Source organism: Porphyromonas bobii (assembly GCF_943169685.1).
Taxonomy (GTDB): Bacteria; Bacteroidota; Bacteroidia; order Bacteroidales; family Porphyromonadaceae; genus Porphyromonas; species Porphyromonas pasteri.
Window position 1 is genome coordinate 156,959 of the sequence record NZ_CALPBU010000003.1, and the last position, 14,565, is coordinate 171,523.

Genomic DNA, 14,565 nt, shown 5'->3' on the forward strand with positions numbered 1-14,565 from the left:
TCCGCCGCATTTAATAACATTATTCTTACCTTTACCGTTACAAGATATCAGCTTTACTACACTTAATAAAAGACTATGGAGAAAGAAAAACCGATCTATTGGCACATAGACTTAGGGGAAGCCAATAGCGAAGGGAAACAATCCAGCTTGATGACTCAACTTGAGAGCAACCACACCATCACACTAACTGAAAAGCATCAGTTTCTTGGCAAGTACCTAAGTGCTCAACCACAAGGGACACTTGTACTCGTGTGTCAAGGTAAAAAGCCTAAAAAGCTTTGCCAAATAACAGATGAGCCACACCTCACGAATGAAGAAGCTGGGGAGCAGAGTCCTTATCCAGTTCTTCGATCAGTTGCAATTCTTACGAATGTCCCTGAGGAGAATACCTTCAACACCGAAGACTTCCAGCAAGGTATCTGTGGCTATTTCACGAAACAGTCTAAAAAGCAATACCCATATATGAAGAAGCTACTCACCCAGCTAAAAAATGGAACTCCCCTCTCTGACACTTCTAAATCAGATACACTACTGCTGAATGAGTGCGTCTCTCTATTAAAGGAGAAGAAGAACATCATCTTGCAAGGTGCCCCTGGCACAGGTAAGACATATACGACGGCATCTCTCGCAGTAGCCCTCTGTAACCCCTCGTTCACAGGACTGGAAGACCATATAAAAGTGATGGATGAGTACGAGCGCCTTCGGCAGGAAGGACAAATAGCCTTCTGTACCTTCCACCAGTCTATGGACTATGAGGACTTCGTCGAAGGAGTGAAGCCTGAGCTACAAGGAGAGCATATCACCTACAACGTCGAGGCGGGTATCTTCAAACAAATCTGTGAACAAGCACGGACTACGGAGGGAAAGGACATCGCAGCTTATATTGATGACTACCTGAAAAGGATACAAGGCGAAGATAATCAACGAGAAATTCCATCCGTCTCTGGTAGGGCTAAGCTCTCTATCTGGTGGGAAGGTGGCAAAACCCTCAATATGCGCAGTACGGAGTCTAGCCCCCAATCTTTCCCAAACATTGAACAGATTAAGGATCAGGCTATAGGCAAAGGAAAGACCAAGACTCACGAGGCCTATGCACGGGCTTTTATCGAAGCAGTAAAGAAGGAATACCAAATAGAAGACAAGGCCTCCACGAAGCCTCACGTCCTGATCATCGACGAGATCAACCGAGGAAATATCTCACGCATCTTCGGAGAATTGATTACGCTCCTCGAAGCTGATAAGCGTACGGGGGACGGGAAGCACCCCATTAAGGTCACCCTACCCTACTCTAAGGATAGCTTCTCTGTCCCTTCCAACCTCTATATCATTGGCACGATGAATACGACCGACCGCTCTACAGGGTCTATTGACTATGCCGTGCGGCGCCGCTTTGCCTTCATCACACTCAAGACGGATCCCGAGGTCATCAAGACTTGTATCAAGGATGACGCGGTGCGCGCCAAGGCCTTAGCTCTCTTCAAGCAGATCAATGGCGATAGCACAGACGACACGACTTCCTTCATCGCGACACATAAGGCAGGCGACTTCGATCTGGAGGACTTGAAGGTCGGCCACAGCTACTTCTTGGCTGAGACGCTTGAAGCTCTCCAGATGAAGATGCGCTACGAGGTCATCCCGCTCCTCCGCGAATATATCAAGGACGGCATCCTACAAGGCAAGGAAGAGGATGAGAAGTACTTCGCGGCTTGGGAGAAGGGCGAATGCTTTAATCCTTCTGTCGCTGAGGCGGCGACCGAAGCATCTTCGGATAGCGAAGCCTAATGCTATATCAAGAGCATCAGCGATTGGATGGCATCTCCTCCCCCCACGAGAAGTGGAAGGAGTGGATGCGTCTGCCGTCTAAGCAGGGAAAAGACCGCTGGTTCTTTCGCTGGCAGTGGAATGGCGTCTTCCCTGGAGAGGAAGATGAGCAAGCTGAGACTGATAAAGGGCCTGGCTACTACACCTCCTACGTCATCGGAGCGCAGTGGTTCGATGATGAGGAGCCTTTAGTCATCACACCGAAGGCTGGCTGTAGCAACATTGACTTCCTCCAGCTCTTCAGCCGCTGTCTGCAGGCGGGGGTTGAGTTAGAAGCCTTCTCTGAGATCTATGGGATCGATATGGAGCAGCCGCGCATCAAGGCTCCCGAGCTGCAGAGTGTACTCAGTCCCCTCATCGTCGTGCACTTCCTCTCCGTGGTGAGAGTGATCGTGCAGGGTGGACTAAAGAAAGACTACATCCAGCGAGAAGAGAACCTCAAGAAGGTCAAGGGACATATCAGCGTGCTTCGCCACGAGCGCACGAACGTCCTACGCAAGCGTCCCGACAAAGTCTTCTGTCGCTACCAAGAGTATTCCATAGATATCCCAGAGAATCGCCTGCTGAAGAAGGCACTGCACTTCGTCCGACAGCTCCTGCAAACCTTCCCTCACTCGGAGAGCCGCTCGTCGCTGGAGCACACACTCAATCAATGTCTCTCGGCTTTCGCCCACGTCAGCGACGAGATCGAGGTATGGGAACTCAAGCATCTCAAGCATCAGAAGCTCTTCCGCACCTATTCCGAAGCAATACGTCTGGCGCAGCTCATCCTGCGTCGCTACGATTATAGCCTGACGAACATACAGAGCAGCGAAGAAGACTGCCCCGTCTTCTGGCTGGATATGCCCTTACTCTACGAGCACTACGTCCTCGGGCTACTTCGCGAAGCCTATGGAAATCAGATCAGGTATCAGGAACCGGGGCATACAGGCTACCCAGACTTCATCTGCTACGACCCGCTACTGGTCATGGACACGAAGTATATCCCCCGCTTCAAGGACAAGACCAAGATCAGCTCCGACATCATCCGACAGCTCTCTGGCTATGCACGCGATCGAATGCTCTTCAAGGATCCCATCACGGAGCCAATTCCTTGTCTTGTGATCTATCCCGAAGAAGGAACTGAGAGAAATCCTTTCCGAGACAAGCCTCTTCGTGAGCTACTCCTTGAGATAGAGGAAGAGAAATCGGCTTGGGGATTCTATCGCTTAGCTGTTCCTCTGCCTACGCTGAGATAAGAAGGAGGCGCTTCGCCCAGCTCGAGGTACTTTAGCTGAGGCTATACATTATTATAATAGGCGTAGGGCTGTCTGCAGGTAGCCCTACGCCTTTCTTTAGCCTCTCACGAGAAAGCGATACCTTTGCTACTGCCTCACGGGAGGGAGCTACCAGCACGTGAAAGCATGCACTCCTACCCTCAGCAGGCGCAAAACCTATTTATACAAACCAAAACCTGTACATCATGAAGCGATTTATCTGCCTCATGGCGCTGGCGTTACCTATGACGCTGGCAGGCCAAACTACAGACACTGCCGACTCAGCTCAGGTCATCGGCGAAGTCGTAGTACGTGGTGCCCGTGTCATGGCACCGAGTACAGTCGTCAAGATCCCCGCTCCACGCCGTGAGATCCCCCTGACGACAAATATCCTTCCTCTTGAGAAGATCCGCCTCTTAGGCTACACCGATCCCGCACAAGCTATGCAGACCGTCCCTGGTGTAGGAGCATTCAAGGACTATGGTGGCTTCCATATGTTCTTCCTCCGAGGCTTCTACGAGTCCGTCGTCCTCAACGATGGGATGCGCGATGAGCGTCATGCGCTCTGGCAATCAGCACCTCTTACGGGGATGGCAGCGGTAGACCACATCGAAGTACTCAAGGGTGCAGCCTCGATGAGCGTAGGTCACTCCGCCCTCGGTGGTGTCATCAACATCATCAATAAGCAACCTAAGGCCCGTCCAGCCTTCGACGCAAGCTATACCATCGGCTCGTACGGCACGCATCGTATCACAGCTGGTGGGACAAGTGCGATCTCAAGCAAGGCGAATGCACGTGCCGACGTGGAGTATTCGACCAGTGATGGCTGGCGAGGTAACTACACGAAGATCGCCAATGCACATGCCGCTGTCGACATTAAGCTTTCGCCCAAGCACAAGCTTGGCTTCGCTGCGATCATCAGCCACGACCAGTTCCGTGGTGATTATGGTCAGCCACACCTCAAGTGGGATGTCTATGATAGCTCGACCGATGAGCTGGCTTACAAGCGAGGTACCTTCCCCAGCAGCGAACCTGCCTCGAGAGCTTACACCGACCCCAATGAGTTCCTGACGAATAAGACGGTCAAGTTCCACGCCAAGTACAACTACGCGATCGACGAGCGCTGGAGACTCTCTGAGCACGCTTTCTTCGCTTACGATAGCCTCAACTACTACTCCACCGACGGGCTGAACTATCTCACAGGGGCAAAAGCCACCGGTGCCAAGCACTATTACCTCGACGGCACGACGAAGGTACCTGTACTCATCGACCGCGTAGAGCGTGATGGCTTCGGCTTTGCCTATGGGACGCTGACGGCACAGAATCAGATCGAGCTGACGGGACGTCTACGTTGGGGCAATACCAGCCACGCGATCCTCGCCGCTCACAACTTCTCCTACATGGATCTTCGTCGCTCTGACCGCGCACTCTATACCGGTGCTGGCGTCGGATCTATCGTGACGCTGAAGGATCCTATCCTCGATCAGGGCCCGATCTATATGAAGTACCGCCGCATGCAGGTCTTCAAGGACCTGGTCAATGGGGTATCTCTGCAGGACTTCATGACGTGGCAGAATCTGCGACTCCTTGCTGGGGTACGTATGGACTTCTTCCGTCGTGACTTCGGCATCTACAATACGGATGATCGCAAGCTCCTCGACCGCACCACCGACCAGATACTTACGAATGCCGCACTGACTTATCGCCTCGGCGCTGTGTATAATATCACGCCGAGCTTCAACGTCTACGGCTCCGTGTCCTCCTTCTTCAAGCCCCAGCGCATCACCCTCTCGCCCGAGGTAGTCTATATGGCTGCTGACGGACATGAGATGAGTGCCGAAGAGCTCAAGAGCTTCAAGCCACTGACGGGTCGCCAGTGGGAAGCCGGTCTGCATCTGGATCTCGGCGACCAACTCTCACTTCACGCCGCCGCCTACCATATCACGCTAAGCAATATGGTCCGCACCAACCTCGGTGTAGCTGCCGACGGCCGCAAGATCGGTGGCCCTATCGGGAAGTCCATCAGTAAGGGTGTCGAGCTGGAGATGAATTACGCGCCCTCTTCTGCCTTTGACTTCAACCTCGGCTATTCGCTCACCGACGCGCGTATCGCCGAATACACGTCGAGCAACTTCACGCAAAACGTCTCCGCGGGCAATCGCCTCAAGCGCGTTCCTCGTGATAAGGTCTCCGCTTGGGCCTTCTACAACGCTCCTTTCAGTAGCGAGACCGTCCTGAGACTGGGCTTCGGTGCGATCCACACGGGCAGCTTCTACTCCGACGAGACCAATATCTATAAGATCGATCCCAGTACGATCTTCAACACCGTCGTAAGCTTCTCGCCTATGAAGGCGCTGAGCCTGCAGCTGAATGTCAACAATCTCTTCGACACCGTCTACTACAGCACGACGATCAACAGCACGCAGTTCATCCCCGCCGAAGGGCGCAACGTCCAGTTCACCGCTTCACTCTCCATCTAATTCGGCTCTATCGTGCAGCTGAAACAGCGCTTTTCCTTCCCCTCCCTTCGCCTAAAAGCGGAGGGAGGGGAAGGCGTTTTTTGTCGGGTCAGAAGGCAATTCGGGAGGCCTCTACAAAGCCTGTCTACACAAGGCTTTCGGAGGGGCTGGAAAAAGTAGAGGTATTTTCAATCAAAAGTAGAGGTATTTTCGACTGAAAGTAGAGGTGTTTTTATTCGGAAGTAGAGGTACTTTTCCAGAGAAGTAGAGGTACTTTTCCAGAGAAGTAGAGGTACTTCGTCCAGGAAGTAGAATTACATTGCCCGAGAAGTAGAGGTATTTCTACCGCAAAGTCATATCACTTCCAGTAGCTTCGTCAGGTAGCTTCGGCGGGATCTCCCTACGGGAGGCTGCAGAATCAACCAGAGGAATTATCTTTGTGAGAGAAACATCTACCTCATACACTATGCCTACCGCTCCGACAACGAAGAAGCAGCTCCTGCTCGATGCCTTTCTCATCGTCTTCGGCTCTTTCATTTTGGCCATTGGCTACAGTCTTTTCCTCGCCCCAGCACATATTAGCCCGGGCGGTGTCTATGGTTTGGCGCTCGTCATCCGCGAGGTCGCTCGCAGCCTCTTTGGGCTAGAGCTGGGCCTTGGTACCATTGCTCTTGTCTTCAACATCCCGCTCTTCCTCCTGGCGATGAAGGGACTTGGGAAGATCACCGCAGTCAAGACCGTCGTGACCTTCGTCCTCGTCGCCCTCTTTTCTGACCTCATCGAGACGTGGTCAGGCGGCCGTCCGCTCGTCGAAGAGTCTATTCTCTGTAGCTTCTACGGCGGGGCCCTGCTCGGAGTAAGTGTATGGATGATCTTCACGGCACAAAGTACCTGCGCGGGTACCGATACCTTGGCGCGCGTACTATCTCGTGCGTTCAACACGAAGGTCAGCACCCTGATCATGCTCATCGACTCGCTGATCGTCCTCTTAGGGCTGTGGGTCTTCCAAGACTGGCGTGTCCCCCTCTATTCGTGGATCGCTATCTTCGTCTACAGCAAGGTCGTCGACGCACTCCAGCCTCAGAATCCCCACAAGTCGGTCTTCATCATCTCCGACAAGACGCAGGAGCTTCGTGAGGTACTCATCGGACAAGTCGGCGTGCGTGGCACCTTCCTCCACGGCCAAGGGATGTACTCGGGTACGCCCCGTGAGGTGCTCTTCATCATCATCGAGCGCAAGCACTTCGCTATGCTCAAGAAGCTAGTCAAGGATCTTGACCCCAAGGCCTTCATCACCACAGCTGATGCGTCCAATGACAGCATGCCTCTCCTCCCCTAATCTCACACATCACACACTCCATGCGACAGCTTTTCCGCCCCTTACTTGCGCTCTTCTGTGCCCTTAGCCTAAGCTCTATCGTCAGCGCACAGAGCGAGCAGCGCCCCCAGATCCTCGTAGAGACGACAAAGGGGAACTTCATCATCGAGCTCTTCAACGAGACGCCCGTCCACCGTGACAACTATCTCAAGCTCGTCAGACAACATGCCTTTGACGGCGTACAGTTCCACCGCGTCATCAAGGACTTCATGATCCAGGCTGGGAACTTAAAGACCCGCGGTCTCTCCCGCGAGAAGTCCCTCCCCGGCGACTCCGACGAAGCGACGATAAAGGCAGAGATCATGCCCGAGAAGTTCGTCCACGTCCGCGGCTATATCGGTGCTGCCCGCGAGGGAGATGATACCAATCCCGAGAAGAAATCATCCTTCAGCCAGTTCTATATCGTCACGGGGAAGTACTATACCGACATGGATCTGGACGAGATGGAAGCTGGTCGCTCGTGGAAGTACACGCCCGAGCAGCGCGAAGCCTACAAGCTCCAGGGCGGTGCAGCACATCTGGATGGCGGATATACAGTCTTTGGCCGTCTACTCGACGGCTGGGGCACCGTGGATAAGATCCAGCGCGTCGAGACGGATGACAACAACCGCCCACTGAAAAACGTCATCATCAAGAGCATGCGCCTCTACACCCCGAAGAAATAGCCTGCACTCCACACCAAATACAAGCCGACGCCCCGCACCAAGTACTTGATGCGGGGCGTCGGCTTATCTATTCATTCCGCTCCAAGACAAAGTACCGAGAGCCGTGGCTGTATGCGTACTTATTCGTATATTTGACCACGTTAAAGCTTCAATTGAGTGGCTTTCACAGCCAACTAACTACAAACTAACGATGCAGCAGAATAAAGCAGGGCTCTCCCATGAGGCCTTCCGTGGGGTCGTAGACGGTAAAGCCGTCCAGCTCTACACTCTGATCAATAAGGCAGGAGCCGAAGCGCACTTCATCAACCAAGGTGCTAAGCTCGTCTCTCTCGTAGTCCCCAGCCACACAGGTTATACAGACGTCGTCCTCGGTCACGACAGTCTCGACGAATATATCCACAGCGAAGAAGCCTACTTCGGTGCTATCTGCGGGCGCTATGCGAATCGTATCGCTCGAGGTCACTTCACCATCGATGGCACGAGCTATGAGCTCCCCATCAATAATGGGCCGAACAGCCTGCACGGTGGACTCAAGGGCTTCAATGCCGTCATCTGGGATGGCGAAGAGCTGGCTCCTAACAAGGTCGCCTTCACCTACACTTCCCCCGACGGCGAAGAAGGTTACCCAGGCGAACTCACTGTTCGTGTCGTCTACACGCTCACCGATGAAGGCGAACTCTGCATCGAATACGAGGCTACGACTACGCGTCCTACGGTAGTGAACCTCACCAATCACGCCTACTTCAACCTCTCCGGCGAAGGCGATCCTTCGGTACATGACCACACTTTAGAGATCTTCGCCAAGGAATACCTCCCCACCGATGAGACGGCTATCCCCTATGGCGCTCCCGCTGCAGTAGCAGGTACGCCTATGGACTTCTCTACGCCCCACCTCATCGGCGAGCGTATCGACACGGATACCGACCAACTTCGCTGGGCACGTGGCTATGACCACACCTATATATTGGACAAGGAGCTGGGCAAGCTCGCTATTGCCTCGCGCTGCTCTTCACCCAAGACGGGTATCGTCATGGAGGTCTACACCGACCAGCCTGGGGTACAGCTCTACACGGGTAACTGGATGAGCGGCAACCTCCGCGGGAAGCACGGTCACCGCTATCCTGCACGTGCCGCACTCTGCTTAGAGACGCAGCACTATCCAGACAGCCCCAACAAGCCCGAATATCCTTCGACGCGTCTGAATCCCGGAGAGACCTTCTGCTCGACAACGATCTTCCGCTTCACGCTCGAAGCTTAGCCAGCTAACAAACAAAATCCATTCACATAAACAGTAAGCAATGACACAACAGAAACAGACTCAGAGCTATCTGGTGCCGTTCATCATCATGGTCGTGCTCATGGCCCTCGTCGGTCTGATCACGAACCTGAACGGGCAGTTCCAAGCACCTATGCAGGCCGCTTTCCTGCAGAAATCGGGCTCGCTCACCAATGCGCTCACCACGCTGATCACCTTCGCTTTCTTCCTCGGCTACCTCGCTATGGGGATCCCCAGCGCCAAGTGCATCGAGAAGAAGGGCTATAAGAATACCCTCATCACGGGTCTCTTTGGGCTGATCGCTGCCTTCGGACTGTATGAGCTCTCAGCCTATGTCTTCGAGTCAGTAGACCTCGTAAAGTTCCAGGCTGCTACGGACGATCCTAACGTCGTCATCATCCCCGTGGCCTACTACATCTTCCTTCTGGCTGGCTTTGTAGCAGGCTCTGCTATGACCTTCCTGCAGGCAGTGCTGAACCCCTACATCGTCGCTTGTGACGTGAAGGGCACGACGGGTGTCACGCGTCAGTCTATCGCTGGTACGGCCAACTCTACGATGGCTACCATCGCTCCTATCCTCGTGGCTTCGGTCATCTTCGCAGGTAAGAGCGGTCTGGACATCGCACTGAGCTCGCTCTACGTCCCCTTCCTCATACTCATCGTCCTCGTCGGTGGTCTCATCGCAGCGCTCTCTAAGCTCCACCTCCCCGCGATCGCAAGCACGGAGAAGAAGGAAGGCGAAGTCCTCGAAAAGAGCGTATGGAGCTTCTCTCACCTCGCTCTCGGTGTCGTCGCTATCTTCATGTATGTCGGTGTCGAAGTCTGTATCGGGAACAACATCAACCTCCATGGTCAGAGCCTCGGTTTCGAGCCTTCGGAGGCTGCACTGATGGCTACCATCTACTGGGGTCTGATGCTCGTCGGCCGTCTCTGTGGTAGCTTCCTCAGCGGCATCAGCGCCAGCAAGCAGCTCCTCATCACCTCTCTGGGCGCAGGTATCCTCGTCCTCGGTGGTATGATCCTGAACAATCCTTACCTCCTCGTCGGTGCTGGTCTCTTCCACTCCGTCATGTGGGGTGCTATCTTCTCACTGGCTATCGACAAGCTCGGTAAGTACACGTCCGCTGGCTCAGGTGCCCTGATGATGGGTATCGTCGGTGGTGCTATCCTGCCTTTCGCTCAGGGTATCCTCGCTGACCGCCTCGGCGGTTGGCAGTTCACCTGGATCATCGTCCTCATCGGTGAAGCTTACCTCCTCTACTACGCTCTCGTAGGTCACAAGGTTCGCCAGCTCCCTTAGTCCTCTAAGGACAATCCCATCAGTCCCCCTCCCGCACCCCATCGGTGCGTCAGGGGGACTGCTATCATACCACGTTTACTCACTCCTATCAAGCCCATCACTCAGATGAATACACAAGCTATCCGCGACAAGTTCGCATCTCTCTACGGCGAAGCCGGTACCCTCTACACGTCTCCTGGCCGTATCAACCTCATCGGTGAGCACACCGACTACAACGGCGCCTTCGTCTTCCCCGGCGCTATCGACAAGGCTATGGTCGCTGAGATCCGCCCCAATGGTACGGACCGCGTCCGTGCTTTCGCACTCGACCTCGGCGAATCCGCTGAGTTCGGCCTCAAGGAAGAGGATGCACCCAGCCAGTCCTGGGCACGCTACATCTTCGGCGTATGCCGTGAGATCCAGAAGCGTGGCGGCAAGATCGCTGGCTTCGACACGGTCTTCGCAGGCGATGTGCCTCTGGGCGCAGGGATGTCTTCCTCAGCAGCGCTGGAGAGCACCTTCGCTTTCGGTCTCGACGACCTCTTCTCTCTCGGTCTCTCTAAGTGGGACATGGCGAAGATCGGTCAGGCTACCGAGCACAACTACTGCGGTGTGAAGTGCGGTATCATGGACCAGTTCGCTTCGGTCTTCGGTAAGGCTGGCAAGCTTCTTCGCCTTGACTGTAAGAGCTCCGAGTACGAAGAGCACCCCTTCGATCCTAAGGGCTATCGTCTCCTGCTCGTCGACAGCTGCGTCAAGCATGAGCTGGCCAGCTCAGCCTACAACAAGCGTCGTGAGAGCTGCGAGAATGTCGTAGCCACGCTCGCTAAGCGCTATCCCGAGATCAAGTTCCTCCGCGATGCTTCCTTTGCTCAGCTCGAAGAGGTGAAAAATGAAGTCAGCGAAGAGGACTACAAGCGTGCAGCCTACGTCATCGGCGAAGTCGAGCGCGTCCTGGCTGTCTGCGAAGCCCTCGACAAGGGTGACTACCAGACCGTCGGTGAGAAGATGTACGAGACGCACCACGGCATGAGCAAGCTCTACGAAGTGAGCTGCGAAGAGCTTGACTTCCTGAATGACCTCGCTCGTGAATTCGGTGTCACCGGCTCACGCGTTATGGGCGGTGGCTTCGGTGGCTGTACGATCAACCTCCTCAAGGAAGAGCTTCACGACAGCTTCATCGCCGAAGTCAAGAAGCGCTACGAAGCTAAGTACGGCATCCAGCCTAAGTTCTACGACGTCGTCATCTCTGACGGTGCTCGCCGCCTCTAAGGCTTAGCCGAACTCCATCCAATACGACACCCCGCAAGGGACTTGCCTTCTCTGGAGGCAGTCACCTTGCGGGGTGTCGTCGTATAGATACGTGTGGGAGCGGTGCTTACTTCTCAAGGTAAGTGATGACGATACGAAGGACCTTGCCCGTATCATCCGCTCGATCCACCTCCTGGGGGCGGCCCTTGCTATCGTAGCGATACGTGAAGCCACTATAGATCGGGGGTATCGAGTCCCCCAGAGAAGCCGAGAAGCTCCGAGGTAAGTTCGCCGAACGCATCCCCATACGATCTCCCCAGAGGAATTGCACATCCGTCCGACCTCGGAGGTCTGCTAAGTACAGGCAGAGGTCGGGGTAGGTGTTGTTTGCTTTGGAGGAGAATGTCCGCTGCTCGATCGGCTGACCTCCTTCGGCTACGGCAGAGCGCATCACATTACCATCCTGCCATGTGAGGAGGATCTCCCCGTAGCGAGAGGACTTATATCCCGTGAGACGCCCGTCACCGTCATAGACGTAGTCCTCTTCACTCCAGCGCACTGGCCCATTGGCAGTGTAGTAAGTCTCTTCCATCTCAGAAGCTCGACCCGCGGTATCCAGTGACAGGCGATACTCCGAAGGCTTCACGATACCAGCCTCGAGCTTATGATCATCGCACGTGACGCTGATGCCCTTGTCCGTGTAGGCGAGGTGCCAAGTCGTGACGGCCTCGGGCGTGCTACAATCATAGATCCTCCGCACCGAAGTCAGACGCATCTCATCGTCGTAGTCGAAGCTGATCTCAAACTCCTTGTTGGGACTCCCGTTGTAGTAGTATTCGATCTTGGAGATATAGTCGTAGGGCTTCTCTGCGGGCGAAGAAGCGACGGCAGTGGTACGACTTCCCTTCGTGCAAGCCGAGACGGCGCTGAGGGCAAATAAGAGTAGAGCTATTTTCTTCATAGGCTTATGGGCGGGGGACTATTCCCACAGCAGGATAAAGGTACGGATAGGAGCTGAGCTGGGGATCTGCAAGCTATTGACGGTCTTCGTCTTCTCGTCCCAGCAAGTAGCGGGGAGCTTCGACTTCGGGATAGAGAAGCTGGCACGCAGGTCATCTACCACGACGACGATATCCTTCTTGTCGGGCTCGATGCGCGTGATCGAATAGGCTTGCTTGATATCTCCAAAGGTAGAGACTGTAGTGATGTCCTGCGCCGTATGGAAGAGCGGATTGAGGACGATCACACGATGGACTCGCTGCTTCACATCCGCACGCTTCTTCGGGCTGATGCTGAAGAGGGGCTCGAAGTAGCGTGTATAGATCGTATAGACGTCGTACTTGTCATCGGCGAACTCTCCCTGCTCCTCCTTCAGCTCAATCTGGGCAGCAGGCACACGCTTGAAGATATCCTCGAGTGTCTTCTCGCTCGTGATATCCCCGATACTATTTTTCGTGACCGTGGACTTGTAGTAGGTCTCAGGCATAGGGACTCGGCCATCGCTGTACGCCACCCGAGAGGGGATCTCACCGTCCTTCTTCGTGAAGACCGTGACGCCCAGCTGATCATGGCTGGGTGCGATACACATCGTGACACCCTCGGAGGGCTCACCCAGTGGAACGAAGATCGTGTCACGGCGAAGCGTCCCCAGCTCGACCAGGTCGCTATGCTCCTTACCCAGGAGCTGAGAGCCAGAGATGGAGATCCGGTACTTATCTCCTTCGGGGGATATCGAGAGCGTGCGATGGGAGCTGTCAGCTTCGTTGGGAGAGGCAAAAGTATATGTCCCAGGGAAGTTGTAGGGCTGGCGCTTACGCAAGATATAGCGAGAGGACTGATCTCCCTCGATCTTATTTCCATTGGCATCGAGGATGGTCAGGGTCCCATCGCCGAGGACAAAGAGCTCCGGAATGTCGGGGGTGTTAAACGTCAAGATGCTATCCTTCACGGTATAGGTCACCTTCCTGATGTCGCGCACATACCCAGCATATTCGCCCATATAGGTAGCGTGTATGGAGTCATCGAGGGTGATGGAGAGCTCGATGCCCTCGCAGTCGTCACAGGGCACCGTCCCGAGATAGACGGGGGGAGCGGCGTGCGATGAAGTATCTTCAGCCTGCTGCTTCCCTCCGCCTCGGCAGGAGATGAGTCCGAGGGCGCAGAGGGCGATGACTAGACGTTCTTTTAGCATACCTTATTTGCTTGTGAAGTGATTATTCGTAGTGAAGACAGGGCAAAGCAAACGCCTTAGCCCTGCGCAGTAAAGGTAGCGTATTTACCGCTCACAGCTCTCGGGAGGAAAGTACGTTATCGAGGAGAAGGCAAGCTACTTAGCGTAGGAAGTAGCAGAGCTTCGAGAGCAAAGGAGAGGAGGTCGGCGAAGGAAGTAGAGGAGCTTGGCGGACAAAATAGTAGAGCTTGACGACGAATGCAAAGGAGTTTCGTGAGCGAACTACCTTGAGTTCGCCACCATTCAAGCGGTAGTTGCTGGAAGATTAACCGAATGAAGGCAAAGATTTATACGTATAAACTCGGGAATTAATACGTATTAAGTCGGGATTTTATACGTATTAATTTGCGGATTAATACGTATTAATCCGTAACCCCAAGCGATAAAAACACCGAACTTAATCGAAAAAGATTTCGCATTCTAACGATAGTAACTACCTTTGCTCAAGGAACAAACCTCGCGAAGTCAAGTACCTTATCTCAGGCACTTCAGCTCCTTCGCCCAACTACACAATGTACTATGACAAGCAAAACCCTTCAGTACGTCCTCTATCAGAGGAAAGTCACCTTCGGCAAGCACCGTGGTAAGAGCATGCAAGTCGCACGACTCACGGGCCGGTACCAGGTGGACTTCGAGCGCTTCTGCTCGCTCGTCGCCCGCAACACCACCCTCAACTACATGGAGGTGCAGAGCGTCCTCAACCTCGCCGCAGACACCGCGCGCGACCTCGTCTCGGAGGGCGCCATCGTCGACTATGGTCGCCTGGGACACCTCATGCCCAGCTTCAAGTGTCGCGCCGTAGAAGAGGGCGAGAAGTTCAACCCCACCGTCCACATCGAGGAGGTCAAGGTACACCTGCGTCCCTCGAAGCGCTACTTCACGCTTGAGGATATCCACTTCCGCAAAGCCCCACGCAAGGCGAAGAAAAGCAAGGCGTAGCGGAGACAAGA

11 protein-coding genes are annotated in these 14,565 nt (G+C 54.3%); 9 read left to right on the top strand and 2 right to left on the bottom strand.

Annotated features, from left to right (window positions below; translation table 11 throughout):
* Nucleotides 1-462 precede the first annotated feature (462 nt).
* From KO088_RS04425 to galK, 8 genes are all read left to right on the top strand, one after another.
* A complete protein-coding gene (locus tag KO088_RS04425) occupies nucleotides 463-1,782 on the top strand; it encodes an McrB family protein (protein ID WP_251419807.1) in 1,320 nt (439 codons plus the stop codon).
* The gene (locus KO088_RS04430; RefSeq protein ID WP_215493741.1) at nucleotides 1,782-3,059 is read left to right on the top strand and encodes an McrC family protein; all 1,278 of its coding nucleotides are present in this window, start codon (nucleotides 1,782-1,784) and stop codon (nucleotides 3,057-3,059) included. The genes KO088_RS04425 and KO088_RS04430 overlap by 1 nt, the downstream gene beginning before the upstream one ends.
* 224 nt (nucleotides 3,060-3,283) lie before the next feature.
* The gene (locus KO088_RS04435; RefSeq protein WP_215493742.1) at nucleotides 3,284-5,557 is read left to right on the top strand and encodes a TonB-dependent receptor; all 2,274 of its coding nucleotides are present in this window, start codon (nucleotides 3,284-3,286) and stop codon (nucleotides 5,555-5,557) included.
* 445 nt (nucleotides 5,558-6,002) lie between these two features.
* Entirely contained in the window at nucleotides 6,003-6,875 is an 873-nt protein-coding gene (locus tag KO088_RS04440; protein WP_060935251.1) for a YitT family protein, read from the top strand.
* A 20-nt stretch (nucleotides 6,876-6,895) separates the two neighbouring features.
* Nucleotides 6,896-7,579, top strand: coding sequence for a peptidylprolyl isomerase (locus tag KO088_RS04445; RefSeq protein WP_215493743.1), 684 nt, complete (start codon nucleotides 6,896-6,898; stop codon nucleotides 7,577-7,579).
* A gap of 190 nt (nucleotides 7,580-7,769) precedes the next feature.
* On the top strand, nucleotides 7,770-8,837 hold the full coding sequence (locus tag KO088_RS04450) for an aldose epimerase family protein (RefSeq protein WP_215493744.1): 1,068 nt from the start codon (nucleotides 7,770-7,772) through the stop codon (nucleotides 8,835-8,837).
* 40 nt (nucleotides 8,838-8,877) lie between these two features.
* Entirely contained in the window at nucleotides 8,878-10,155 is a 1,278-nt protein-coding gene (locus tag KO088_RS04455) for an MFS transporter (protein WP_215493745.1), read from the top strand.
* Between the two features lie 105 nt (nucleotides 10,156-10,260).
* The gene (galK, locus tag KO088_RS04460; protein ID WP_215493746.1) at nucleotides 10,261-11,406 is read left to right on the top strand and encodes a galactokinase; all 1,146 of its coding nucleotides are present in this window, start codon (nucleotides 10,261-10,263) and stop codon (nucleotides 11,404-11,406) included.
* 106 nt (nucleotides 11,407-11,512) lie between these two features.
* Here the strand turns inward: galK and KO088_RS04465 are convergent, their stop codons facing one another.
* Nucleotides 11,513-12,346, bottom strand: coding sequence for a DUF4595 domain-containing protein (locus KO088_RS04465; protein ID WP_215493747.1), 834 nt, complete (start codon nucleotides 12,344-12,346; stop codon nucleotides 11,513-11,515).
* Between the two features lie 18 nt (nucleotides 12,347-12,364).
* Nucleotides 12,365-13,576: a copper resistance protein NlpE N-terminal domain-containing protein gene (locus KO088_RS04470; RefSeq protein WP_215493748.1), complete on the bottom strand. Its 1,212-nt coding sequence runs from the start codon at nucleotides 13,574-13,576 to the stop codon at nucleotides 12,365-12,367.
* Nucleotides 13,577-14,134: 558 nt separating this feature from the next.
* On the opposite strand from KO088_RS04470, the gene KO088_RS04475 reads away from it, so the two are divergent.
* On the top strand, nucleotides 14,135-14,554 hold the full coding sequence (locus KO088_RS04475; protein WP_215493749.1) for an HU family DNA-binding protein: 420 nt from the start codon (nucleotides 14,135-14,137) through the stop codon (nucleotides 14,552-14,554).
* Nucleotides 14,555-14,565 lie beyond the last annotated feature (11 nt).

Bases quoted from the DNA above. Each gene is read 5' to 3' on its own strand.
- KO088_RS04470 (WP_215493748.1), bottom strand. From the start codon at position 13,576: ATGCTAAAAGAACGTCTAGTCATCGCCCTCTGCGCCCTCGGACTCATC.
- KO088_RS04445 (WP_215493743.1), top strand. From the start codon at position 6,896: ATGCGACAGCTTTTCCGCCCCTTACTTGCGCTCTTCTGTGCCCTTAGC.
- KO088_RS04430 (WP_215493741.1), top strand. From the start codon at position 1,782: ATGCTATATCAAGAGCATCAGCGATTGGATGGCATCTCCTCCCCCCAC.
- KO088_RS04465 (WP_215493747.1), bottom strand. From the start codon at position 12,346: ATGAAGAAAATAGCTCTACTCTTATTTGCCCTCAGCGCCGTCTCGGCT.
- KO088_RS04455 (WP_215493745.1), top strand. From the start codon at position 8,878: ATGACACAACAGAAACAGACTCAGAGCTATCTGGTGCCGTTCATCATC.
- KO088_RS04475 (WP_215493749.1), top strand. From the start codon at position 14,135: ATGACAAGCAAAACCCTTCAGTACGTCCTCTATCAGAGGAAAGTCACC.
- KO088_RS04440 (WP_060935251.1), top strand. From the start codon at position 6,003: ATGCCTACCGCTCCGACAACGAAGAAGCAGCTCCTGCTCGATGCCTTT.
- KO088_RS04450 (WP_215493744.1), top strand. From the start codon at position 7,770: ATGCAGCAGAATAAAGCAGGGCTCTCCCATGAGGCCTTCCGTGGGGTC.
- KO088_RS04425 (WP_251419807.1), top strand. From the start codon at position 463: ATGAAGAAGCTACTCACCCAGCTAAAAAATGGAACTCCCCTCTCTGAC.
- KO088_RS04435 (WP_215493742.1), top strand. From the start codon at position 3,284: ATGAAGCGATTTATCTGCCTCATGGCGCTGGCGTTACCTATGACGCTG.
- galK (WP_215493746.1), top strand. From the start codon at position 10,261: ATGAATACACAAGCTATCCGCGACAAGTTCGCATCTCTCTACGGCGAA.